The 22,987-nt window shown below is 70.9% G+C and carries 16 protein-coding genes; 10 read left to right on the forward strand and 6 right to left on the reverse strand.

Going from position 1 to position 22,987, the window contains the following annotated elements; translation table 11 throughout:
- Positions 1 to 134 precede the first annotated feature (134 nt).
- Both treY and glgX read right to left on the reverse strand, forming a co-directional pair.
- On the reverse strand, positions 135 to 2,477 hold the full coding sequence (treY, locus tag H4687_RS35510; RefSeq protein ID WP_046918058.1) for a malto-oligosyltrehalose synthase: 2,343 nt from the start codon (positions 2,475 to 2,477) through the stop codon (positions 135 to 137).
- Positions 2,478 to 2,582: 105 nt separating this feature from the next.
- A complete protein-coding gene (glgX, locus tag H4687_RS35515; RefSeq protein WP_046918057.1) occupies positions 2,583 to 4,724 on the reverse strand; it encodes a glycogen debranching protein GlgX in 2,142 nt (713 codons plus the stop codon).
- Between the two features lie 327 nt (positions 4,725 to 5,051).
- On the opposite strand from glgX, the gene H4687_RS35520 reads away from it, so the two are divergent.
- From H4687_RS35520 to H4687_RS35530, 3 genes are all read left to right on the forward strand, one after another.
- Complete coding sequence (locus H4687_RS35520) at positions 5,052 to 6,299, forward strand: SAV2148 family HEPN domain-containing protein (RefSeq protein WP_046918056.1); 1,248 nt, start codon at positions 5,052 to 5,054, stop codon at positions 6,297 to 6,299.
- Positions 6,300 to 6,425: 126 nt separating this feature from the next.
- Entirely contained in the window at positions 6,426 to 7,145 is a 720-nt protein-coding gene (locus H4687_RS35525) for a 3'-5' exonuclease (protein ID WP_046918055.1), read from the forward strand.
- Positions 7,142 to 7,627 carry a GNAT family N-acetyltransferase gene (locus H4687_RS35530; RefSeq protein ID WP_046918054.1) on the forward strand — a complete coding sequence of 162 codons (486 nt, stop codon included), beginning with the start codon at positions 7,142 to 7,144 and terminating at the stop codon, positions 7,625 to 7,627. Before H4687_RS35525 ends, H4687_RS35530 begins: the two co-directional genes overlap by 4 nt.
- 11 nt (positions 7,628 to 7,638) lie before the next feature.
- Here H4687_RS35530 and H4687_RS35535 read toward each other — a convergent pair whose 3' ends face one another.
- Positions 7,639 to 8,502: a phosphotransferase enzyme family protein gene (locus H4687_RS35535; RefSeq protein WP_046918053.1), complete on the reverse strand. Its 864-nt coding sequence runs from the start codon at positions 8,500 to 8,502 to the stop codon at positions 7,639 to 7,641.
- 142 nt (positions 8,503 to 8,644) lie between these two features.
- Between H4687_RS35535 and H4687_RS35540 the strand changes: the two genes are divergently transcribed.
- The 5 genes from H4687_RS35540 (at position 8,645) to H4687_RS35560 (ending at position 14,352) form a co-directional block, all read left to right on the forward strand.
- Positions 8,645 to 9,592: a carbohydrate ABC transporter permease gene (locus H4687_RS35540; protein ID WP_046918070.1), complete on the forward strand. Its 948-nt coding sequence runs from the start codon at positions 8,645 to 8,647 to the stop codon at positions 9,590 to 9,592.
- Positions 9,589 to 10,422, forward strand: a complete 834-nt coding sequence (locus tag H4687_RS35545; RefSeq protein WP_046918052.1) for a carbohydrate ABC transporter permease — start codon at positions 9,589 to 9,591, stop codon at positions 10,420 to 10,422. Before H4687_RS35540 ends, H4687_RS35545 begins: the two co-directional genes overlap by 4 nt.
- Complete coding sequence (locus tag H4687_RS35550) at positions 10,422 to 11,705, forward strand: ABC transporter substrate-binding protein (RefSeq protein ID WP_046918051.1); 1,284 nt, start codon at positions 10,422 to 10,424, stop codon at positions 11,703 to 11,705. Before H4687_RS35545 ends, H4687_RS35550 begins: the two co-directional genes overlap by 1 nt.
- 254 nt (positions 11,706 to 11,959) lie before the next feature.
- The gene (locus H4687_RS35555; RefSeq protein ID WP_046918050.1) at positions 11,960 to 13,162 is read left to right on the forward strand and encodes a glycosyltransferase; all 1,203 of its coding nucleotides are present in this window, start codon (positions 11,960 to 11,962) and stop codon (positions 13,160 to 13,162) included.
- A gap of 245 nt (positions 13,163 to 13,407) precedes the next feature.
- A complete protein-coding gene (locus tag H4687_RS35560) occupies positions 13,408 to 14,352 on the forward strand; it encodes a CDP-alcohol phosphatidyltransferase family protein (RefSeq protein WP_046918049.1) in 945 nt (314 codons plus the stop codon).
- Between the two features lie 94 nt (positions 14,353 to 14,446).
- On the opposite strand, the gene H4687_RS35565 is transcribed toward H4687_RS35560, so the two are convergent.
- Entirely contained in the window at positions 14,447 to 16,705 is a 2,259-nt protein-coding gene (locus tag H4687_RS35565; RefSeq protein WP_046918048.1) for an MMPL family transporter, read from the reverse strand.
- A 236-nt stretch (positions 16,706 to 16,941) separates the two neighbouring features.
- On the opposite strand from H4687_RS35565, the gene H4687_RS35570 reads away from it, so the two are divergent.
- Together H4687_RS35570 and H4687_RS35575 are read left to right on the forward strand one after the other, a co-directional pair.
- Complete coding sequence (locus H4687_RS35570) at positions 16,942 to 17,490, forward strand: DUF1697 domain-containing protein (RefSeq protein WP_046918047.1); 549 nt, start codon at positions 16,942 to 16,944, stop codon at positions 17,488 to 17,490.
- Positions 17,491 to 17,558: 68 nt separating this feature from the next.
- Positions 17,559 to 18,176 carry a TIGR03086 family metal-binding protein gene (locus H4687_RS35575; protein ID WP_046918046.1) on the forward strand — a complete coding sequence of 206 codons (618 nt, stop codon included), beginning with the start codon at positions 17,559 to 17,561 and terminating at the stop codon, positions 18,174 to 18,176.
- Between the two features lie 19 nt (positions 18,177 to 18,195).
- On the opposite strand, the gene H4687_RS35580 is transcribed toward H4687_RS35575, so the two are convergent.
- Together H4687_RS35580 and H4687_RS35585 are read right to left on the reverse strand one after the other, a co-directional pair.
- Positions 18,196 to 18,993 (reverse strand): hypothetical protein, encoded by a 798-nt coding sequence (locus tag H4687_RS35580; protein ID WP_050398082.1) that lies wholly within the window; start codon positions 18,991 to 18,993, stop codon positions 18,196 to 18,198.
- Complete coding sequence (locus H4687_RS35585) at positions 18,990 to 22,976, reverse strand: WD40 repeat domain-containing protein (protein WP_046918045.1); 3,987 nt, start codon at positions 22,974 to 22,976, stop codon at positions 18,990 to 18,992. Before H4687_RS35585 ends, H4687_RS35580 begins: the two co-directional genes overlap by 4 nt.
- Positions 22,977 to 22,987: the final 11 nt, after the last annotated feature.

Below are 22,987 nucleotides of genomic sequence, written 5' to 3' on the forward strand. Positions count from 1 at the left end.
TGCCCAGTGTCCGCCTTTATGGGGGGCGGCGCCCAGGGGCGCCCGAGCGCATTCACCGATTCCCCGTACGAGAGCCACCACTCCCCGCCCCGCCGGGGTGACGTCCCCCCGTCACTCCGGCGGGGGAGCCGCCCTCACGCGCCGACCCGCTCCAGGAGCGCGACCGGCAGTGTCCCGAAGAGGTCCGCCACCCGCACGTCGCCCGTGAACTCCCGTTCCCCGCCGAGCACCTCGGCCCACCGGCCCTCCGGCAGCGTCAGCCGGGTGTCCCGCCAGCCCCCGGCCTCCGCCAGCCGCAGCGACAGCCGTGTCACCGCCGTGACCACCTCCCCGGACCGGGCGAAGGCCACACAGTGCCCGGCCCCGGGCCCGTCCGCCGACAGCGGTACGTACGTCGCCGCGTCCCCGAACACCTCCGGCCGCCGCGCGCGCAGCCGCAGCGCGGCCGAGGTGAGCCGGAACTTCTCGGACGCGTCGGGGCCCGCGTCGCGCGGCGCGAAGGGCCGGCGGTTGTCCGGGTCCACCAGCGCCCGGTACTCGTCCTCCGTCCCCTGGTAGAGGTCCGGCACTCCGGGCATGGTCAGCTGCACCAGGGCCGCGCCGAGGCGGTTGGCCCGCACGTACGGCTCCAGCTCCTCCCGCAGCGCGGCGACCCGGGTGTCCACGGCGGGGCCCCGCGCGACGAACTCCGCCACCGCCCCTTCGTACGCCGGGTTCTGCTCGGTCCAAGAGGTGTGCAGACCGGCCTCCCGCACATGCTTCAGCAGGGCGTCCCGCAGCCGGTCGCCGTCCGCGGGCCCGAGCCCGAACGCCGTCTGCCAGGCCGCCCACGCCAGCTGCGGATCCGGCACACCGGCCCCGGCGCCGGCCCCCGTCACCTCCGCCAGGACGTCGCCCCACCGCTGCGGGCACTCCGCGAGCACCGCGATCGCCGCCCGCACATCCGCGCTGCGCTTGGTGTCGTGCGTCGACAGCACGGTCCCCGTCGCCGGCCAGTCGCGCTGCACCCGGGCGCAGTAGGCGTGGAAGTCCTCGGCCGACACGGCCGGGCTGCCCGGATCGCCCCCCACCTCGTTCGCCGAGAGCAGCGGCACATAACGGTAGAAAGCCGTGTCCTCCACCGACTTGGCCCGCAGCGCCGAGGAGGTCTGCGCGAACCGGGCCCGGAACTCCGCGTGCTCCGGCCCGTCACCGGCCCGGCCCAGCACCAGATCCCGTACGGCGTCCACCGACCGGGCCTCCTCGGGCACCACGAACAGCGCGCGCGCCTCGGCCGCGGCCTCCTCGGTGACGACGAGGGAGGCGTCCTCGGAGGTGTACGGCCGGTACACCTCCATCCGCGCGAGCAGCTCGCACAGCGCGGTGCGCAGCGCCCACGGCGCCTGGTCGCGCAGGGCGAGCAGCGGGGAGCGCTCGCACAGGCGGTGCGCCACCCGGGTGAGCCGTTCCACCTCGGCGACCAGTTCGTGCGTGAGCACCCGGTACGCGGCCCGCCGCACGGTCGACTCCCAGTCGCCGCCCCGGTCGGTCTGCGCGGCCGTGAACCGCAGGTAACGGTCCACCAGTTCATCGGCCCCCGCCGGATCCGTGAACAGCCCGTCGACGTGCCGCAGCGCGTCGTAGCCGGTGGTCCCCGCGACCGGCCAGGCCGCCGGCAGCGGCTCCCCGTCCGCCAGGATCTTCTCGACGACGGTCCACCGCCCGCCGGTCGCCCCGTGCAGCCGCCGCAGATAGGCGTCCGGATCGGCGAGCCCGTCGGGATGGTCGACCCGCAGCCCGTCGACGACGCCCTCCTCCAGCAGCCGCAGGATCTTCGCGTGGGTCGCGTCGAACACGTCCGGCTCCTCGACCCGCACCCCGATCAGCTCCGAGATGCTGAAGAAGCGCCGGTAGTTCAGCTCCGTCCGGGCCAGCCGCCACCACACCGGCCGGTACCACTGCGCGTCCAGCAGCTGCGGCAGCGGCAGCTTCTCGGTGCCCTCCCGCAGCGGGAACGCGTGGTCGTAGTAGCGCAGCTCCCGCCCGTCGACCACGAACTGGTCGATCTCCGCGCCCAGCGGCCCCCCGAGCACCGGCAGCAGCACCCGGCCGCCCTGTGCCTCCCAGTCGATGTCGAACCACCGCGCGTACGCCGACTCCGGCCCCTCCCGCAGCACCTCCCACAGCGCCCGGTTGTGCCGAGGGGCCATGGCCATGTGGTTCGGCACGATGTCCACGACGAGGCCGAGTCCGTGCTCCCGCGCGGTGCGGGCCAGCGCCCGCAGTCCCTCCTCGCCCCCGAGTTCCTCCCGCACCCGCCCGTGGTCGACCACGTCGTAGCCGTGCGCGGACCCGGGGACGGCCTCCAGCACGGGGGAGAGGTGCAGATGGGAGACGCCGAGGGAGGCGATGTACGGGACGGCGGCCGCGGCGGCGGCGAAGGGGAAGCCGGGCTGGAGCTGGATGCGGTAGGTGGCGGCAGGCACGACAGAGGTCATGCAGTCCTACGTACCCGCCCCACGACATTTGGAGCACCGTGACACGCGACGACACGTATCGCTTCCGGCGACGCGGGGGTCCTCGCGCATCACGGGGCACTCCACCTAGGCCGGCCGCCGGAAGACCACCAGACTCCGGTCCACCAGACTCACCCTCTCCCCGGCCGCCACCTTCGGCCCGTCCGCCGGAACCGCGTCCTCGCGCCCCGTGTCCACCACCATCTGCCACTGCGGCCCGTGGTTGACCGGCACCACGAACTCCAGCGGCTCGGCCGACGCGTTCACCATCAGCAGGAACGAGTCGTCACCGATCCGCTCACCGCGCGCACCCGGCTCGGAGATCGCGTTGCCGTTCAGGAACACGCTCAACGCCCCGGCCTGCGCCGAGTCCCAGTCCCGCTGCTCCATCTCCTGCCCCTGCGGTGTGAACCAGGCGATGTCCGACAGCTCGTCGTGCGTCCCCTCCACCGGCCGCCCGTGGAAGAACCGGCGCCGCCGGAAGACGGGGTGGTCCTTGCGCAGCCACACCATCGCGCGCGTGAACTCCAGCAGGTCCCCGTAGACCCCGCCCTCGTCCCCGTCCTCGCCGCTGCCGCCGTCGGACGGCCACGGCACCCACGACAACTCGTTGTCCTGGCAGTAGGCGTTGTTGTTGCCGCCCTGCGTACGCGCGAACTCGTCCCCGTGGCTGAGCATCGGCACGCCCTGCGACAGCATCAGGGTGGCGATGAAGTTCCGCATCTGGCGGACGCGCAGCGCGATCACCCCGGGGTCGTCGGTCTCGCCCTCGGCCCCGCAGTTCCAGGACCGGTTGTGGCTCTCCCCGTCCCGGTTGTCCTCGCCGTTGGCGTCGTTGTGCTTCTCGTTGTAGGAGACCAGGTCCCGCATCGTGAAGCCGTCGTGGCAGGTCACGAAGTTGATGGAGGCCAGCGGGCGCCGCCCGTCGTCCTGGTACAGGTCGGAGGAGCCGGTCAGCCGGGACGCGAACTCCGCGAGCGTGCGCGGCTCGCCCCGCCACAGGTCCCGCACGGTGTCGCGGTACTTGCCGTTCCACTCGGTCCACAGCGGCGGGAAGTTCCCCACCTGGTAGCCGCCCTCGCCGACGTCCCAGGGCTCGGCGATCAGCTTCACCTGGGAGACCACCGGGTCCTGCTGGACGAGGTCGAAGAACGACGACAGCCGGTCCACCTCGTGGAACTGCCGGGCCAGCGTCGCCGCGAGGTCGAAGCGGAAGCCGTCGACATGCATCTCGGTGACCCAGTACCGCAGCGAGTCCATGATCAGCTGCAGGACGTGCGGCGACCGCATCAGCAGGGAGTTGCCCGTGCCCGTGGTGTCCATGTAGTAGCGCGGGTCGTCCGTGAGCCGGTAGTACGACGGGTTGTCGAGGCCCTTGAAGGAGAGCGTCGGCCCCAGGTGGTTGCCCTCGGCGGTGTGGTTGTAGACCACGTCGAGGATGACCTCGATCCCCGCCTCGTGCAGCGCCCGCACCGCCGACTTGAACTCCAGCACCTGCTGTCCCCGGTCGCCCCAGGAGGCGTACGCGTTGTGCGGGGCGAAGAAGCCGATCGTGTTGTAGCCCCAGTAGTTGCCGAGGCCCATGTCGGCGAGCCGGTGGTCGTTCACGAACTGGTGTACGGGCATCAGCTCCAGTGCCGTGACGCCCAGCGCGGTCAGATGCTCGATGATCGCCGGGTGGGCGAGCGCCGCGTACGTGCCGCGCAGTTCCTCGGGCAGCCCCGGGTGGCGCATGGTGAGGCCCTTGACATGGGCCTCGTAGATCACCGTGTGGTGGTACTCGGTGCGGGGCCGCCGGTCGTCGCCCCAGTCGAAGTAGGGGTTCACCACGACGGACGTCATCATGTGGGGCGCCGAGTCGAGGTCGTTGCGCTCCTCGGGCGCCCCGAAGCGGTAGCCGTACACCTCCTCGCCCCACTTGACCGCGCCGCTGATGGCTCGCGCGTACGGGTCGAGGAGCAGCTTCGCGGAGTTGGAGCGCAGCCCGCGCTCCGGCGCGTACGGGCCGTGCACGCGGAATCCGTACCGCTGTCCCGGCATCACACCGGGCAGGTACGCGTGCCGCACGAACGCGTCCGTCTCGCGCAGTTCCACCGCCGTCTCGGAGCCGTCGTCGTCCAGCAGACACAGCTCGACTCGATGCGCGGCCTCCGAGAAGACCGCGAAGTTGGTACCGGCGCCGTCGTACGTGGCACCGAGTGGATACGCCTGTCCAGGCCAGACCTGCATGGATACGACTCTTCCAGTTGTCGCGCGCCGCTGGGGGCGACTCCGAGGGGAGTCTCCCCCAAACTGATGGAACCTCCTAGGACATACGTCCCTCCTGCCCAGTGCGGGGCACTTCGTGACGCTCCGGAGGCCGCCAGTGTCGGGTCCTCGCCGCCGACCGCCTATGAATCAGCTCACTCCCGGCCCGGCAACGGGGCGGAACAGGGCCGTCACGTCCGGTAGTTGGGAAACGACCTGCCCATCCGGCTGTATCGTCATCCGCTACCGGAGTACCCTCCTTGATCGTTGAGTAGGGGTCGGCTCAGGGGAGCGGAAGGCGGTACGCGGGTGGGCTCGGGAGGGCTGGAGCTGCCTCCTGGTGACACGGGCGACACGGGTCACGAGGGGAACTCCACGGATGTCCCGCCCGGCGCGGTGTCCCTGGCACGGCCGATGGAGACGGGATCCATCGGCCCGGAACTGGACTGGAACGCCGACGCCTGGCTCGAAGTGCGCACCCGCGCCCAGCGGGCCGGTCGCGCCTACATCTGGCTGAACCTCGTCGAACAGCGGCTGCGCGCCGTGGTGGCCGCCGTGCTGCGACCCGTCTACGAGCCCGTCCACGGCGACGACTGGGTGGTCGCCGCCGCCGGACCCGCCGGTCAGGAGTGGGTGCAGCGTGCCGTCGCCGTACGCGAGGTCAGCCGCCGCAAGGGCTATCTGCTCGACCCCGCCGACGACAACACCCTGAGCTTCCTCACCCTGCCCCAGCTGCGCGAGCTGATGGTGCAGCACTGGCCCTGCTTCGAGCCCTACATCGACGAGCGGCGCGACGTGGAACTGGCCCTGGACGAGCTGGAGGTCACCCGGAACGTCGTCTCCCGCAACCGGGCCCTGTCCGAGGCCGTCCTCGCCCAGGCCGAGCGTGCCTCGGCGAAGCTGCTGGAGATCCTGGGCGCGGGCAGCGACGTGCCCTCCGCGCGCCGGCTGCCCGTCGACGCGGTCGAGGAGCTGGTCGGCGACCGGTACGCGGACGTGGTCGGCGTCCACCCCGACCGGGTGCGGCTGCTGCGGCAGTTCCCCGCCGAGGACCTCTTCGGCGGCGCCCGCCGCCTCGACGCCATCGGCATAGGCCTGAACCTGCTCGTGCAGAACTTCTCCGGGCGGCGGCTCGTGCGGCTCGCCGAATCGGGCTGCCGGGCGCGGCTGCTCTTCCTCAACCCGGCGTCCAGCGCGGTCAAGCGACGCGAGCGTGAACTGGGCATAAAGAGGGGTGAGTTGAGCCGGGCGGTGGAGATGAACATCCTCCATATGCGCCGGGTCCGCTCGCGGCTGCGGGACCCCGACGCCTTCGAGATCCAGGTCTTCGACGAGACGCCCCGCTTCACCGCCTACCTCGTGGACGGCGACGGCTCGGACGGGGTCGCGGTCGTCCAGACGTATCTGCGCCGCACCCGGGGCATGGAGGCGCCGGTCCTCGTGCTGCGCGGCGGCCGCCGGGTCCTCAAAGCCGGCGACAGCGGCGAAGTCGGGCTTTTGGACACCTACCGGGAGGAGTTCGAAGTGGCGTGGGCGGACTCGCGACCGGTGTCGTGAGCCGGGCGTGACACGGGCCGTGACGCGGTGGCCCGGCGTCAGGCGGAACGCGGTCCTCGGATTGTCAGTGGCCCATGCGATGGTGGTGGTCACTGGGGGAAAGCATCACCAAGAAGGGGGGCCAGCATGGGTTGGCACCGGCAGCTGCTGATCGGCTTCGACCTGGAGACCACCGGGACGGACCCGCGCGAGGCGCGTATCGTCACGGGCGCGGTGATCGAGGTCAGGGACGGGGAGCCGGTCGGACACCGGGAATGGCTGGCCGATCCGGGCATGGAGATCCCGGAGGAGGCGGTGGCGGTGCACGGCATCACCAACGCCCGCGCGGTCGCCGAGGGCAGACCCGCCGACCAGGTCGCCGACGCCATCGCCGACGTCCTCGTCTCCTACTGGAAGACGGGCGTCCCGGTCGTGGCCTACAACGCGGCCTTCGACCTGAGCCTGCTCTCCGCCGAGCTGCGCCGGTACGCCCTGCCGTCCCTGCGCGACCGGCTCGGCACCGACCCGGCGCCGGTCATCGACCCGTACACGATCGACCGTTCCGTCGACCGCTACCGCCGCGGCAAGCGCAACCTCGAAGCGGTCTGCGGGGAGTACGGCGTCGCGCTCGACAGCGCGCACGACGCCACCGCCGACGCCCTGGCCGCCGCCCGGCTCGCCCGCGCGATAGCCCAGCGCCACCCGAAGGTCGCCGCCCTCGGCCCGGCCGAGCTGCACCGCCGCCAGATCGAGTGGTACGCCGAGTGGGCCGCCGACTTCCAGACCTTTCTGCGCCGCAAGGGCAACCCGGAGGCGGTCGTGGACGCGACCTGGCCGCTGCGCGAGTCGGCCGAGGAGACGGTATGACGGCCGCCGTGATCTCCCTGCGCGAAGTCCGGGACGGCGACCTGCCGTTGTACTGGGAGTTCTCCTCCGATCCGGAGGCCCGGCGGATCGCCGCCTTCACGGGGGCGTACCACTACGACCGCACGCTCTTCGACGCCCACTGGGCGAAGGTCCGTGCCGACCCCGACGTCCTGGCCCGCACGGTGCTCGCCGACGGCGAGGTCGTCGGCACCGCCGCGGTCTTCGGGCCGCCGGACGAACGCGAGGTCACGTACTGGATCGACCGCGCCCACTGGGGCCGGGGCCTCGCCACGGCCGCGCTCGGCGCCCTGATCGACCTGGTCCCCACCCGGCCCCTGTACGCCCACGCGGCCGCCGACAACACCGGCTCGATCCGCGTGCTGGAGAAGTGCGGCTTCGTCGTCACCGGCCACGACCGGGGCTTCGCCCGGGCCCGTGACGCCGAGATCGACGAGGTGGCGCTCATCCTCCGGGCCGTCTGACCGGGGGCCGCTCAGAACGGATACCAGCGGACCGTCTCGTCCCCCTCGCGCAGCGAGGCGACACGGCGTGCGAACTCGGCCGCCGCCGCCGGGTTGCTCGGCGCGTGCTGCGCCACCCAGGCGCAGCTCGCCGTCTCGCGGGCGCCGCGCAGCACCGAGCAGCCGTCCCACTCCCGCACGTCCCAGCCGTAGGTGGCCGTGAAGGTCTCGTAGTCCCGCGCCGGCAGCCCGTAGCGGTCGTGGGAGAGGGCCATGACGACGAGGTCGTGCTCGCGCAGGTCGCCGGAGAAGGTCTCCAGGTCGACGAGAACGGGGCCGTCCGGGCCGACGTGCACATTGCGGGGGAGGGCGTCGCCGTGGATCGGGCCCGGGGACAGCCGCGGGGTGAGGGCGGCCGCGGCCGCCGCGAAGCCGTCGCGCCGCTCGCGGAGGTAGGCCGCGTCCGCCGGGTCGATCGCGTCGCCGGCCAGGCGCAGCCAGCGCTCCACGCCGCCCAGCAGTTCACGGCGGGGAAGCGCGAACGGCGGGGCCGGCAGGGCGTGCACCAGCCGTAGGAGTTCGGCCACATCGCGGGGACCTGCCGGGCGTACGGCGTCGGGCAGGCGGTGCCACACGGTCACCGGGTGCCCCTCGACGAGCAGGGCCTCCGGCTCGGCGGCCCGCACGGCCGGGAGGCCCGCCTCGGCGAGCCAGGCCGCGATGCCCAGTTCGCGGCGGGCCCGATCCAGGAGTTCGGCGTCGCGGCCCACCCTGACCACCAGGTCACCGGCGGCGAACACCGCGTTCTCGCCCAGTGCGAGCAGCCGCGCGTCCCCGGCCGCACCGGGCAGCACACCGGCCGCGTCCAGTACGTCCCGCGCCCGAACCTCGTCCATCCGTCGCCTCCGTGTCCGTACGGCCGACGCTCCCCTCGGGGCGTCGGGTTCACGCCAATCGGGGCCAGTCTCGCATTCGCACAGGTCGGAGCCTGTGCGCGCTGCCTTGACGCCCTGTCATGCCCTCAGGACCATGACGGACATGACCTTGGCGACCGCGAAGCCGAAACGCACGCGACCGGCCAAGCGGCGCATCCCGGCGGACGGCCGGGAGCGGCGCCCGATCGACCACGGCGCCTGGTTCCTGGTGCTGCCCGCGCTGATCCCCATCCTGGTGCTGAGCGTCGGACCGCTGCTCTACGGGATCGCGCTGGCGTTCACCGACGCCCAGTCCGGGCGGACCGAGCCCACCCGCTGGATCGGCACCCTCAACTTCCAGGACCTGCTGCACGACACCCTCTTCTGGGAGTCGTTCCGCATCGGCCTGCTGTGGGCGTTCGGTGTCACCGTGCCGCAGTTCCTGCTGGCCCTCGGTCTCGCCCTGCTCCTGAACCAGCCCCTGCGGCTGCGCTGGCCGGCACGGGCGCTCGCGATCATCCCCTGGGCCATGCCCGAGGTGGTCGTCGGCATCATGTGGCGGCTCGTCTACAACCCCGACGCGGGCATCCTCAACGAGACCCTCCGCGACCTGGGCCTCGGCGACGGCCGCGACTGGCTGAGCGGACTGGCCACCGCCCTCCCCGCCGTCATGGTGGTCGGCGTCTGGGCGGGCCTGCCCCAGACCACCGTCGCCCTGCTCGCCGGGCTGCAGAACACCCCGCGCGAACTGCACGAGGCCGCCGCGATGGACGGCGCCGGCGCCTGGCGCCGCTTCCGCACGGTCACCTGGCCCGCCCTCAGACCCGTCGCCCTCGCGATCTCGGCGCTCAACCTGATCTGGAACTTCAACTCTTTCGCCCTGGTCTACGTCCTGACCAACGGCGGCCCCGGCGGCCGTACCCGCCTGCCGATGCTCTTCGCGTACGAGGAGGCGTTCCGCTACGGGCAGTTCGGGTACGCGGCGGCGATGGGATGCGTGATGGTCGCGGTGATCTCGATCGTCCTCGCCTTCCGTCTGGCCGGCCGGCTGAGGCGGGGTGGTGAGGAGTGAGGACCAGCAGGACCGCGCGCACCGGCCAGTACCTGGCGCTTCTCGCGTATCTCGTCTTCCTCGCGTTCCCCTTCCTCTGGCTGGTCTCCACCGCCTTCAAACCGGCGCGCGAGCTGGGCAGTCTCCATCCGACCTGGGTACCCGGGAACCCGACCCTCGCCAACTTCCGCCGGGCCTTCGACGAGCAGCCGCTGCTGGAGGCCGCGCTGAACTCCCTTCTCGTGGCGCTCGGCGCGGCCGTCGTCGCCGTACTCGTCGCGACCCCGATGGCCTACGTCATGGCCCGGCACCGCACGACGCTCTCGCGCATGGCGACCGGGTGGGTGGTGGTCAGCCAGGCGTTCCCGTTCGTGCTGGTGATCATCCCGCTGTTCCTGGTGCTGAAGAACCTGCGGCTGATCGACTCCGTGCCCGGGCTGGTCATGGTCTACGTGGTGTGGGCGCTGCCGTTCGCGCTGTGGATGCTCGTCGGCTACGTCCGGGCTGTGCCCGTCGAGCTGGAGGAGGCGGCCGCGGTGGACGGGGCCGGGAGGCTGCGGACGCTGGTGTCGGTGACGGCGCCGCTGCTGGCGCCGGGCATCGTGGCGACGGCGCTGTTCGCGTTCATCACCGCGTGGAACGAGTTCTTCTTCGCGCTGGTGCTGCTGAAGACCCCGGAGAAGCAGACCCTCCCGGTCGTCCTCACCCACTTCATCGGCGCGGAGGGCGTGGCCGACCTCGGACCCCTGGCCGCCGCGGCGTTCCTCGCGACGCTCCCCTCGCTGGTCGTCTTCGCGGTCATCCAGAAGCGGATCACGGGCGGCATGCTCGCCGGGGCGGTGAAGAGCTGATGCGCGCCCGATGGCCGGCCACGGCCCTGCTGCTGTGTCTCCTGGCCGGCGGCTGCACGGCCGGCGACGGTGACCGTGCCGACGGCCGGGTCACCCTCCGCTTCCAGTCCCTGGCCTGGCAGGAGGAGTCGGTCGCCGTCAACAAGGAGCTGGTGGAGGAGTGGAACGCCACCCACCCGGGCGTCGAGGTCGAGTACGTCCAGGGGAGTTGGGACAGCGTCCACGACCAGCTGCTCACCTCCTTCGAGGGCGGTGAGGCGCCGGACATCATCCACGACGCCTCCGACGACCTCGCGGACTTCGCGTACGGCGGCTACCTCGCCGACCTGCGCGAGCTGCTGCCCGAGCGGCTCAGGACGGACATCCCGGGGCGCAGTTGGGAGACGACGACGTTCGGGGACGGGATCTACGGCGTGCCGTTCCTCCAGGAACCGAGGGTGCTGATCGCCAACGCGACGTGGTTGCGGAAGTCGGGCGTGCGCATGCCGACCCCCGGGGACCCGTGGAGCTGGGAGGAGTTCCGCGAGGTCGTCGGGGAGCTGAGCGGCGACGGCCGGTACGGGGTCGCCTGGCCGCTGAAGGAGCCGGTGTCGGCCACCCTGAACCTCTCCCTGTCGGCGGGCGGGCAGCTGTTCCACCGGGACGCGGACGGCCGGGTCGAGGTCCGCTTCGAGGCGGCCGACGCCGTCGTCCCGAGGGCCGTGCGGGACCAGGTGAACACCGATGGGAGCGCGCCCCGCACCACGCTGGGCATGGGTGGCTCCGACACCCTGCCCGGTTTCTTCGGCGGCAGGTACGCGATGGTCCCGCTCGGCTTCTCGTACCGCCAGCAGATCGTGCAGCAGGCCCCCGAGGGCTTCGACTGGCAGGTGCTGCCCGCCCCGGCCGGCGCCGACGGCCTCACCCAGGGCGTCAGCCCGCAGACCCTCTCGGTCGCCGAGGACAGCCCGCACAAGAAGGCGGCCGCCGAGTTCATCGACTTCCTGCTGCGCCCGGAGAACATGGTTCGCCTCGCCCTCGGCGACTGGATGCTTCCGACCGGCACCGAGGCCCTGAAGGACCCGGCGCTGCGCACGAGCGAGCACGACTGGGCCGTCGGCACGGCGCTGGCCGCCCACCTCCGCTCCGCCCCCGCCCAGTCCGTGCGCGGCTACCCGGAGTGGAAGGACAAGGTCGCCACCCCCGCGTACCAGGAGTACTACAGCGGGGCGATCGGCCTGGGTGAGCTGCGGAGACGTCTGGAGCGGGACGGCAACCTGGTCCTGGCCCGATACCAGCGCTAGTGGTGCCGAGGGGGTGCGTTGTCGGGTGCGGGTGCGGGTGCGTGGGGGCTGGTCGCGCAGTTCCCCGCGCCCCTGAAAAGCAGAGGCTGCGCCCCCTGCTTTTCGGCCCGCGGTCCCACCGCCCTTCAGGCCCGCAGGGCCTGATCCTTCAGGGGCGCGGGGAACTGCGTGAGAAGCCCCACCGGACCCGCACCCGACAGCGCACCCCAAAAACCAGGTTGTACGAGACGTATCGTCTCGCATACTGTCGAGTCATGACCTCCCACATCGCCATGTTCTCCATCGCCGCCCACGGCCACGTGAACCCGAGCCTCGAAGTGATCAGGGAGCTGGTGGCCAGAGGCCACCGGGTGACGTACGCGATTCCGCCCGCCTTCGCGGAGAAGGTCGCGGAGGCCGGTGCCGAGCCGAAGCTCTGGCACTCGACGCTGCCCGGTCCCGACGCCGACCCCGAGGCGTGGGGGAGCACGCTCCTCGACAACGTGGAGCCCTTCCTGGACGACGCGATCCAGGCCCTGCCGCAGCTCGTCGAGGCGTACGAGGGTGACGAACCCGACCTGGTGCTGCACGACATCACCTCCTACCCCGCGCCCGTCCTCGCCCGCCGCTGGGGTGTGCGGGCCATCTCGCTCTCCCCGAACCTGGTCGCCTGGACCGGCTACGAGGAGGTGGCCGCGCCCATGTGGGCCGAGCCGAGGGAGACCGAGCGGGGCCGTGCCTACTACGCCCGCTTCCAGGCCTGGCTGGACGAGAACGGGATGGACACGGACCCCGACTCCTTCGGTGCTCGCCCGGGCCGCTCGCTCGTCCTCATCCCGAAGGCCCTCCAGCCGCACGCCGACCGGGTCGACGAGAGCCGTCACACCTTCGTCGGCGCCTGTCAGGGCGACCGTGCGGCACAGGGCGACTGGACGCGCCCGGCGCACGCCGAGAAGGTGCTGCTCGTCTCGCTCGGGTCGGCCTTCACCAAGCAGCCGGACTTCTACCGCGCGTGCGTGCGGGCCTTCGGCGACCTGCCCGGCTGGCACACGGTGCTCCAGGTCGGCAGGCACGTCGACCCGGCGGAGCTGGGTGAGATCCCGGCCGGTGTGGAGGTGCGGGACTGGGTGCCGCAGCTCGCGATCCTCAGGCAGGCCGACGCGTTCATCACCCACGCGGGCGCCGGCGGCAGTCAGGAAGGGCTCGCCACCGCCACGCCCATGGTCGCCGTACCGCAGGCCGTCGACCAGTTCGGCAACGCCGACATGCTCCAGTCGCTCGGCGTCGCCCGTCACCTCCCCAAGGAGGAGGCGACCGCGGACGCCCTGCGCGGGGCGGTCCTCGCCCTCGTCGACGACCCCGACGTGGCCCGCCGGCTCAAGGAACTGCAGCGGGAGATGGCGGCGGAGGGCGGCACCCGACGCGCCGCCGACCTCATCGAGGCGGAGCTGGCCGGTGGTTCGGGGCGGCGCGGATAAGTGGCGGATAGCGGGGCAAGCCGTCAGGTTCCACGTTTACCGTGAAGTCCCGGCACATTTTAGGTAACGGTCCGGTCATTTCATAACGTTGGGGTAACGCTGGCCCCGCGAGGTAGACGCATTGACTCAGTTACCGGGTTGGACCGTTACCCCCTGCGAAAGGTTGTGGTCGGCGCTTCTTGTTCCTCGGATGAACGAAACCCAAGCTGGGTGTGAATTCATTTCGAACGCCAGGAAGTTGACCCATGCGCCGAGACATACCCGACCTCGCGGAAGTGCGCCGCGTCACGCAGAAGAAGCGGGACGCCTGGTGGACCGTGCTGCTCGTCGACCCGGTCGCCACACCCCTGGTGCGGCTGACCGCGAAGTACACGAGGATCACACCCAACCAGCTCACCTGGGGTGCCTTCGTACTGGGTCTGGTCTCCGCCGCCTTCTTCGCGCTCGGCGACTGGCGCTGGCTGATCGCCGGTGCCGTCGTCTACCACCTGAGCTTCATCCTCGACTGCATGGACGGCAAGGTCGCCCGGCTCACCGGCCAGGGGTCCGTGTTCGGGGCCTGGCTCGACTTCGTCTTCGACCGCGTCCGGGTCGCCGCCTGTTCGGTGGCCCTGATGGCAGGGCAGTACCACCGCACCGGCGAGACCTTCTACATCTGGCTCGCCGCCGCCGTCATCGGCTGTGACGCCCTGCGCTACATCAACTCGCTGGAGACCTTCAAGGTCCGCCACACCATGCGCAAGCAGATCAAGGCCCGGCTGCGCGAGGCCCGCCGCGCCGAGAACGAGCGGGAACTGGCCTTCATGGAGGACCTGCTGCGCGAGAACCCCGAGGCCGACATCGAGCAGGACCTGCGCACGGCCACCGCCGAGGTCACCCAGGCCGCGCCGCAGACCCAGGTCGTCGACCTGCACCAGGAGTTCCGCCGCCGCTTCCCCGCCTACCTGCGCGTCCGGTCCTTCCTGCTGCGCCACCGGGTCCGCCCCCACCTGATCAGCGGCATCGAGTTCCAGATGGGCGTCTTCATGATCGGCCCGTTCATCGACTCCGTGATGACGGCGACCATCGTCTCCGGCGCCCTCCTGCTCGTCTTCGAGCTGGCCATCGTCTACAAGCTGCTGCTCTCCACCCGCGACTTCACCCGCACCCTGGACTCCTTCGACCGGGGGGACATGGCCGCGGCCGCCTGAGCCGCCCCGCCCGACGGGGACACGCACGGGGGTACGGACGGGGGCCGGAGGCGATGACACCGCCTCCGGCCCCCGTCCGTACCCCTCCCCGGGGTCAGACGCGTACCCTCTCGTCCTCCCGGGCGGGCAGCGGCGCGGGCTCCGGCGACTCGTCGTGGGTGAGGTCCGGCAGCCGGTTCAGCCACGTCGGCAGGTACCAGTTGCGCTCGCCCAGCAGAGCCATCACCGCCGGGAGGAGCACACCCCGGATGATCGTCGCGTCAATGAGGACGGCGGCCGCCAGGCCCACACCCATCTGCTTCATCGACTGCATGGACAGCGTCCCGAAGATCGCGAACACGGCGACCATGATGACGGCGGCACTGGTCACGACCCCCGCCGTGGTGACGACACCGTGCCGGATCGCCTCCTTCGTCGTACGGCCCCGCAGCCGGGCCTCACGGATCCGCGAGACCACGAAGACGTGGTAGTCCATCGACAGCCCGAACAGGATGACGAAGAGGAACAGCGGCAGCCAGGTGATGATCGCGCCGACGCCCTCCGCGCCCACCAGCGAGGCGCCCCAGCCGTGCTGGAAGACCGCGACGAGGATGCCGTACGCGGCGCCCACCGACAGCAGGTTCAGCACGATCGACGTGACCGCGATCGTCAGCGAGCGGAACGACAGCAGCATCAGCAGGAAGGCGAAGACCACGACGAAGGCGAAGACCGGGACGACGGCTCCGGTCAGCTGGTCGTTGAAGTCCTTGTTGCCCGCGACCTGCCCGGTGATCGGCGCCTCGACGCCGTCGACCTCGCCGAGCGTCGCGGGCCGTACCTCGTCGCGCAGCCTGTCCAGGCTCGCGCCCGCCCTGTCCTGGTCGGAGCCGCCCACCAGCGGCACGTACACGAAGGCCACGTTCTGCGCGTCGTGCACCTTGATCTCCACCGGGCCCCGCGAGGCACCCGAGGCGACGGCCTCCTTCTTGAAGTCCGCCAGCGCCACCCGTACGTCGGGGGCGTTGATGTCCTTCGCCTTCACGACCACCTCGGCCGGTTCGGAACCGCCCGGGAAGGCCTCGTTGACCCGGTTGTAGGTCTGCACGATCGGCAGCGAGTCGCCGAACTCCTGGTCCAGCGTGAGGTTCTGCGTCTTCATCCCGACCGCGGGAGCGGCCACGGCCAGCAGCGCACCGGTCGCGACCACCAGCGACAGCGCCGGCTTGGCGAGGACGACCCGCAGGACGGCGTTCCAGAAGCGGCTCTCCGCACCGGCCCCCGAGCGGCCGTTCCCGCGCCGCTTGTCCGGGTGCAGGAACGGGATGCGGCCCTTCTCGACCCGCCCGCCCAGCAGCGACAGCAGCGCCGGCAGCACCGTCACCGAACCGACCATCGCGACGGCGACGACCATCAGCGAGGCCAGGCCCATCGCCTCGAACTCGGCGAGCCCGGTGAACAGCATGCCCGCCATCGCCACGCACACCGTGACACCGGAGACGATGATGGCGCGGCCACTGGTCGCGGCGGCCACCCGCAGCGCGGTCTGCGCGTCCCGGCCCGCCGCACGCTCCTCGCGCTCACGGCGCAGATAGAACAGGCAGTAGTCGACACCGACGGCCAGACCCACCAGCAGCATCACGGAGTTGGCGGTGTCGCTCATCGGGATCACATGGCTGACGATGGCCATCAGGCCCATGGTCGCGATGATCGCGGTGACGGCCAGCGCCACCGGCAGCAGCGCCGCGACGACCGCGCCGAACGCGATCAGCAGGATGCCGAGCGCCACCGGCACGGCCGAGTACTCGGCCTTCTGGAAGTCGTCCCCGAAGGCGTCGTCGAACGTCTTCATCATCGAGGCGCCGCCGATCTCCTCGATCCGCAGCGTCCCGTGCTCCTCCTGGACGCCCTCGACGGCCTTCAGCACCGGCTCGATCCGCTCACCCGCGGTGTCCGAGGCGCCGCGCACGTCGAACTGCACCAGCGCGCTGCGGCCGTCCTTCGAGATCGTCCCCGCGGCGTACGGCGAGGTCACGTCCATGACCTTCCCGGTGTCGCCGACGGCCTTCATCACGTCGTCCACGGCGGCCCGGAACGCGGGGTCCGTGGCCCTGGTGCCGTCGCTCTTCGCCTGGATCAGGACGCTCTCACCGGCGGGCTCCTCGATCCCCGCCTCCTCGACGATGTGGGCCGCCGTGCTGGTCTCCCCCTTGAGCTGGTCGCTGTCCTTGACCTCGACCGAGCCCATCGCCGAGCCGATCCCCATCGTCAGCACGACGAACAGCACCCAGACACCGACGGCCGCCCACCGGTGCCGGGCGCTCCAGCCGCCGGCGCGGGCGGCGATCCCCCGCACCCGTACGTCTCCGTTCCCCATGACGGGCCAGCCCCCTCGATGTCGATGGCGACCCCCTGCCGCCACCTTTCGTTTCGAAGGTATGAGCTGGATAAAGGCATCTCATCGTGCTGTCCGGTGACCCCCCGCGCCTACGAGTCCTCCCCTCGGACCGCACCCCCTCCCCACCAGGGAGGACAGTGGCCCCCTACACCTATCCCGCCCTCTCGGGGCCGCCCCTCAGGGTGCACCGGCCCCGACCTGCCTATCGTGACCCCATGACGACGTACGCGGCGCTCCTGCGCGGGATCAATGTGGGCGGCAACAAGAAGGTCCCCATGGCCGACCTGCGCACCCTCCTGACCGGCCTCGGCCACACCGGCGTGGCCACCTACCTCCAGAGCGGCAACGCGGTCTTCACCAGTGACCACGGCGACGAGGACTCCCTCGCGGCCGACCTGACGGCCGCCCTCGCGGGACACTTCGGCTTCACCGTCGACGTCCTCGTCCGCGACCACGCGTATCTGGAGGCCGTGCGCGCCGACTGCCCGTTCCCGGCGGCGGAACTGGAGGGCAAGCAGCTCCACGTCACGTACCTCTCGGAAGCCGCGGAGCCGGCCCGCTTCGAGTCGATCGACCAACAGGCCTTCCTCCCCGAGGAGTTCAGGATCGGCGACCGCGCGCTCTACCTGTACGCCCCCGAGGGCCTCGGCCGCTCCAAGCTGGCGGAGGCCCTGTCCAGGCCCCGCCTCAACAAGGGCCTGATCGCCACGACCCGCAACTGGAACACGGTGGTGAAGCTGGCGGAGCTGACCGGGGCGGGCTGACCGGGACCGGCGGCCGGCTGTCGCGTTTGTTCAAGAGGACCGGGCGCGCCGTCCCTAGCGTGGGAGGCATGGAGAGCCACGACAGCACCACGCACCCGCACCACCCGTACATGCGCGCATGCGCCGCCGAGGCGGCCCGGGTCGCCCGGGGCGTCACGGCGGACCACCTCGACCGGCCCACCCACTGCGGCGACTGGGACGTCCGCGCCCTGGTCAACCACTGGGTCCTGTACACCTCGCACGGCCTCGAACACCGCGCCCTGCGCACCCCCCTGCCCGAGGAGCTGACCAAGCGCGACTTCACCGCCGCCCCCGACTGGGCCGACGCCTACGCCGCCCAGCTGGACCGCGCGGTCGCGGCCTGGGCCGACCCGGCGCTGTGGGAGGGCGACATCGACCTCGGCATGGGCCCGCTGCCCGCCGCCGACCTCGCCGGCATGGTCATCAAGGAGATGGCCGTCCACGGCTGGGACGTCGCGACCGTGACCGGTCAGTCGTTCCGCGTCCCGGACGCCGCGGCCCACTTCGTCCTCGGCGTCGTGGAGACCCATGGCGCCCTCTACCGCCAGTACGACGGCTTCGCCGACCCCGTCCCGGTACCGGCCGGCGCGCCGGTGTTCGACCGGGCGCTGGCGTCGAGCGGCAGGGACCCGGGGCAGCGGGCGCTCCCCAACGTACGTTCCTGAGACGGGAACTGATTGCCGGTCAGCGCTCGGTGATGGCCTTGGCCACAGCGGGGTGCTGGAGATAGTCGAGCACGCTGTGCGGCCACAAGGGCGCGATGCTGATCTCGGGAAGCTCCTCGACCTCGGCGAAGGCTCGGCCCAGCTCCCCCTTGGGGACGGCCACGAAATCACCGATGTCGGCGATGTTGGTCCAGCGCCGAACGCCGGCCGGTTTCGTGCCCCGGCCCCGCACAGGGCCGGGGTCCAGCCGGTGGAAGATCGCGTGGGGGAGTGCCAGCGGAGAGCCGAGCGTCAGGAACAGTTGCACGTCGAGCTGTCCGGCCAGGTCATGGAGGACCTCGTAGGCGACGACGCTGCCGAGCGAGTGCGCGACGACGACATCCGGACGATGCCGGAGCAGGTCGGCCCTGACCCGCTCGCGCACCCGTGCACGGCCGGTGGCGAAGTACCGGTTCACCTCGGGGAAGAACAGCCGGACGCTCTTCTCGACCACGGCCGGCCGCTGCCGCGTTCGCTCGGCGACCTGCCCGCAGATCCACCGGAGCCAGCCGGTCGCCCGGCCCTGGACCCCGTCCGGGTCGATCCCCCACGCCACGGCCCATTGCTCGACGAGGGCGAGTTCGTCCTCGTCGAGGTCGGTGCTCTGCTTCTGGCTGCGCAGCAGGTCGGCGTAGTACGTGGTCTGCACCTCGAGGCCGGTGGCCGTCGAACCGAGAGCCTCGCGCCATTCGGCGCGCAGACGGGCGTTGCCGAGGCGGGGAGTGGTGTCGGCCGCCTTGTAGTTGCGGACGCCGTGGACGCCGAGGATTCGGGTCATGAAGGGGGATCCTCCGACTTGGTTCCGTCACAGTTGTACACGGCGATGGCGCTGTTCACATGGACGAATATCTTGTCCGGCCCGGCGAAGCCGAAGGGGCCCGGCCATCCGGGCAGGGAAATACGGGCCGTGAGTCGCAGACTGCGGGAGTCCCAGATCTTGATCGTATTGGTCCTGGAGTTGGGATCCTGCATTGCCAGGGCGATCAGCCTGCTGTCAGGGGAGAAGACCACGTTGGAATGATGACTCACGGTTGTTCCGTTGGCGTAGGCGCCGATGCGAATGGTCTCGATCGGTGGAGTCGGGAGCGAGTCGATGCGCAAGATGTACAGGCGATCGTCGTAGTTGTGGCCTACCAGGATCCGGCTGTCCGGCGTGAAGCGGAAAGTGGGGATGCCGGTGCGCAGTTTCATCGGAACCGATCCGACTTCGCGTCCCGTGGCGGGATCACGGAGGGCCAGGCAACCCTTGTTCTTGTCGTAGGCGGCGACGAACCGACCGTCGGGCGAACCTGTTACCGCAGAGGCGTCGAACCGCGTCAGCGGGAGAGGTTCCGCCTTCTGCGTGAACGATGTCCACAGCCGCAGGCCCGATGAACCGCCGCTCACCAGCAGCGACTGATTCGACGGATGGAACACCAGAGGTCTGGAGTAACTTGCCGCGAGGCGACTGACCGTGCGTCGGGTCGCGACATCGATCAGTTCCAGTGTGTTCGACGTACCCAGGGCAAGCAGTGAGCCGTCCGCCGAACAGGTAATCGCCGCCACGCTGTTGCTAGCGTCGGCCGGTCGTATTGGTTGCGTCGGTTCGAAGTTCTCGCCGGACCAGAGCGCGACCTTCCTGTCCTGAACGGCGACGAGGTAACCACCGCGCTCGGAGAAGGCGATACCTCGTGTCGCCTCGTGGCTCAGCGGGACATCGACCTTCCAGTCTGCCGTTCGCCACAGGGTGAGTCCGCGATTGCCAGAGACGGCCAGATGCCTTCCATCGGGGCTGAACTCCACGTCGTCGGCGTCCTCGCTGCCTTCGAGCCGTGCTACTTCCGTGGGGGGACAGGTGGTGATATCCCACACGGAAGCGTCGAGGTCGGCACTGCCCACGGCGAGCCATCGGCTGTCGCGTGAGAAGGCCAGGGCTTGGACGGACCCGGTGTGGCAGCGCCACGGTTTCCCGACGAGAACGCGGTCACGTACGTTCCAGAGTTGGATGTTCCGCTGCCAGGACACTGTTCCGAAGGCCAATAGCCGACCGTCGGGGGAGAACGCGACATCGCTGACGAAGTCCTCGAGTGACTGGCCTATGGGCGGCGAGACCGGACGCCAGGTCTCTGTCTCCACGACCTGTACATCGTTGAAACCACCAGTGGCGAAGAGAGATCCGTCCGGTGAGAAGGCCGCGCGGGACAGCGGTCCGTTTGCGCTCGCGACTACGCGCGCGTTCGATTCCGCTTCACCGCCCTCCGCCCAGAGGAAAGACACAGCCGCCTGCTCCGGCTGAAAGGTCAGCTCCTTGGCGATGCGGGCGAATTCCCGCCGGTAGTCCGGAAGGCTCAGGCGATCGGCGTCGAAGGCGAACACCCAGGCCCGGTCAATGCTGCTGGTGAGCCATGCGTGGGTCGACCACGAGGCGTTCAACAGGCGGATGTACGTGGCGGCCTGCTCGGAGCGGACGAGATCGAGCGCGCGATGATCCTCGCGGGGGTCGAAGCGGACGAGGAAGTAGGGATCGGTGAGCAGGGCCTCGGCGTGTTCCTCGGAACCGGCCGCCGTGACATGGCCGAGGGCGTGCCGGAAGACGTAAGGCTCCGCGGGGCCATGGACGGATTCCCAGCGGTCGGAGTGCCGGACCGGATCCGCGAGAAAGGGGTTGACGAGTTCCGCGAGCAGAGCCCGCTCCAGCCCCATGTGCCGTGCCTCGTCCCACGGATCCACGTCCACCGGATGGTCGTGGAGGTAGTCCGCGAGTCCCTGCTGGAAGATCCGGTAGAGGGCCTCCTTGCTCACCGGGTCGACGCCGGTGCGCAGGAAGGGTGAGGCGTCCCGCAGGGTGCCCAGGAACTCCTCGTCGGTGATCCCGCCGCAGTCCAGTGCCTTGAGGCAGCGACGCAGGGCCGTCCGGGGCATGCCGTCGCCGCGTGAGCGGGCCAGGATCGCGAGGACCGCGCGCAGTGCCGGAAACTCCTCGGCACGGGCGCGCAGCACCGCTTCCAGGAGGTCCGGCAGGTTGGGCGTGGCCAGCTTCGCGTGCGCGGTGGCGCCCACCTCGTCCTGCGGCGGGTGCTTCAGCGTCATCAGGTAGTGCACATACAGGCCGGCGAGCAGGAACGGCCCCCAGGGACTGTCCTGCCGCAGCCCGCGGACGATGCCCTGCGCCCCGAGCTTCGCCAGGAGGCCGACGAACTCGGCGGCGGCGCCGGTGGTGTAGGACTCGCAGGTCGCCAGCAGTTGAGCTATGTAGCGGCGAATGTCCTCCTCGACCGCCAGCCGGTCGGCGGTGTCCAGGTCGACGCGGTCGACCGGGATCTCCGGCATCTCCTCGATGGCGGACAGCGCGTCGATCACTTCGTGCCGACCGCCCAGCAGGATCCGGCAGGGCGGTCGGCCGGATGTGCCGTCCCGTTCCTTCTGCGCGACGAGGTCGGCGACGATACGCAGCACCGATTGCGGGTCCGTGCTCTCGTCGATCGCGTCGAGCACGATCAAGCGGTTCCTCCCCTCCAGTTCCAGGGCCTTGCGCAGCAGGGCCGAGGTCCAGGGCGCGGAATCGGCGGTGTGCGCTCCGGAGTCAGGTGCTTCTGTCCGCCGGTCGGGGTCGGACTCGTCCTCGTGCTCCTCCCTCGGCCGCTGGAGCTGGGCATGTCCCGCGATCGTGTCGATCACCTGCTGCGCCGAGCGCTGCCGGGCGTGCAGGGCGACCACGTGGGGGACCTCCGGAAGCGGTTGCTCCGTGGAGGTCCACAGCTCGCGGAAGCGGCCCCGCAGATCCGGGTGCGCCGCGCAGACGATGACGCCCAGTAGCCCCGACTTGCCCGCACCGGCGGCACCGGTGACGGTCAGCAGTGGGCTGTTCGCGGCCTGCCACGTCATGTACTGCTTCAGTTCCGAGGCCCGGCCCGAGAAGAAGCCGACGCCGATGTCGACGGGCACGAGGCCACGCCCGGAGGCCCGGTCGATGAAGTAGAGAGCGTCACCGATCTCCTCGCCCGCCGCGATACGGCTGCCCAGATCCCTGCGCAGGTCCTCTTCCCCCGGTACGTAGCCGAGCGAACGACGCTGCCGCTGAAACTCCTCGAGGCTGAGGTTTGCTCGTTGCGGAGTGGGGAGGAAAGGCCAGTCGCCGTCGCCCTGGGTCAGACTGAAGCCCAGAGACAGACGCTGTCCGGCGGCGTCCGCCCTGACCACCTGGGCCAGGCTCTCGACGAACAGGGCGAAGCTGATCGCCTCCGCGTTCAGGGAGAAGTCCCGGTCCCGCAGCCGATGGAGCGCGGTCGCGATCCAGCCGCTGAACCGCCCACCCTCCGTCGGTGAACCGCTCACGGATGCTCCGAGCAGCCACACCCCGCGTTCGCCGTCCAGCTCGGACAACGGCTGCCGACCCGTCGCGACGCCCGCCGAACACGTGTCCACGAGGAACACCACGCGCCGCCGGTTCCCGCCCCGCTCGACCTCCCGCTGCGCCCGCTCGATCCAGTGATCCAGCTCGACATCCCGGTCGTCACGGGCGACCAGACCCAGACGTCCACCGCGGTCCGTACGGCCGTGCCCGATCACGTGGACGACTGTGACGTCGGCCGGCTCCCGCTCGTTGACGAGCCGCCGGCGCAACAGCCTCTCGATGGTCTCCTCGTCCTCGTCCAGCGAGCGTTCGACCTCGGCTCCCAACCGTTCGAAGGCATGCCGGACTTCGTCCATCCGCGAGGAGACGAAACCCAACTCCTCCATGTCGGTACCGTCGTCGAAGCTCCCCACCCCGATCGACAGCACGGAGACACCCA

Source organism: Streptomyces stelliscabiei (assembly GCF_014873495.1).
Lineage (GTDB): Bacteria > Actinomycetota > Actinomycetes > Streptomycetales > Streptomycetaceae > Streptomyces > Streptomyces bottropensis.

Bases quoted from the DNA above. Each gene is read 5' to 3' on its own strand.
- treY (WP_046918058.1), bottom strand. From the start codon at position 2,477: ATGACCTCTGTCGTGCCTGCCGCCACCTACCGCATCCAGCTCCAGCCC.
- glgX (WP_046918057.1), bottom strand. From the start codon at position 4,724: ATGCAGGTCTGGCCTGGACAGGCGTATCCACTCGGTGCCACGTACGAC.
- H4687_RS35525 (WP_046918055.1), top strand. From the start codon at position 6,426: ATGGGTTGGCACCGGCAGCTGCTGATCGGCTTCGACCTGGAGACCACC.
- H4687_RS35530 (WP_046918054.1), top strand. From the start codon at position 7,142: ATGACGGCCGCCGTGATCTCCCTGCGCGAAGTCCGGGACGGCGACCTG.
- H4687_RS35535 (WP_046918053.1), bottom strand. From the start codon at position 8,502: ATGGACGAGGTTCGGGCGCGGGACGTACTGGACGCGGCCGGTGTGCTG.
- H4687_RS35540 (WP_046918070.1), top strand. From the start codon at position 8,645: ATGACCTTGGCGACCGCGAAGCCGAAACGCACGCGACCGGCCAAGCGG.
- H4687_RS35550 (WP_046918051.1), top strand. From the start codon at position 10,422: ATGCGCGCCCGATGGCCGGCCACGGCCCTGCTGCTGTGTCTCCTGGCC.
- H4687_RS35555 (WP_046918050.1), top strand. From the start codon at position 11,960: ATGACCTCCCACATCGCCATGTTCTCCATCGCCGCCCACGGCCACGTG.
- H4687_RS35560 (WP_046918049.1), top strand. From the start codon at position 13,408: ATGCGCCGAGACATACCCGACCTCGCGGAAGTGCGCCGCGTCACGCAG.
- H4687_RS35565 (WP_046918048.1), bottom strand. From the start codon at position 16,705: ATGGGGAACGGAGACGTACGGGTGCGGGGGATCGCCGCCCGCGCCGGC.
- H4687_RS35570 (WP_046918047.1), top strand. From the start codon at position 16,942: ATGACGACGTACGCGGCGCTCCTGCGCGGGATCAATGTGGGCGGCAAC.
- H4687_RS35575 (WP_046918046.1), top strand. From the start codon at position 17,559: ATGGAGAGCCACGACAGCACCACGCACCCGCACCACCCGTACATGCGC.
- H4687_RS35580 (WP_050398082.1), bottom strand. From the start codon at position 18,993: ATGACCCGAATCCTCGGCGTCCACGGCGTCCGCAACTACAAGGCGGCC.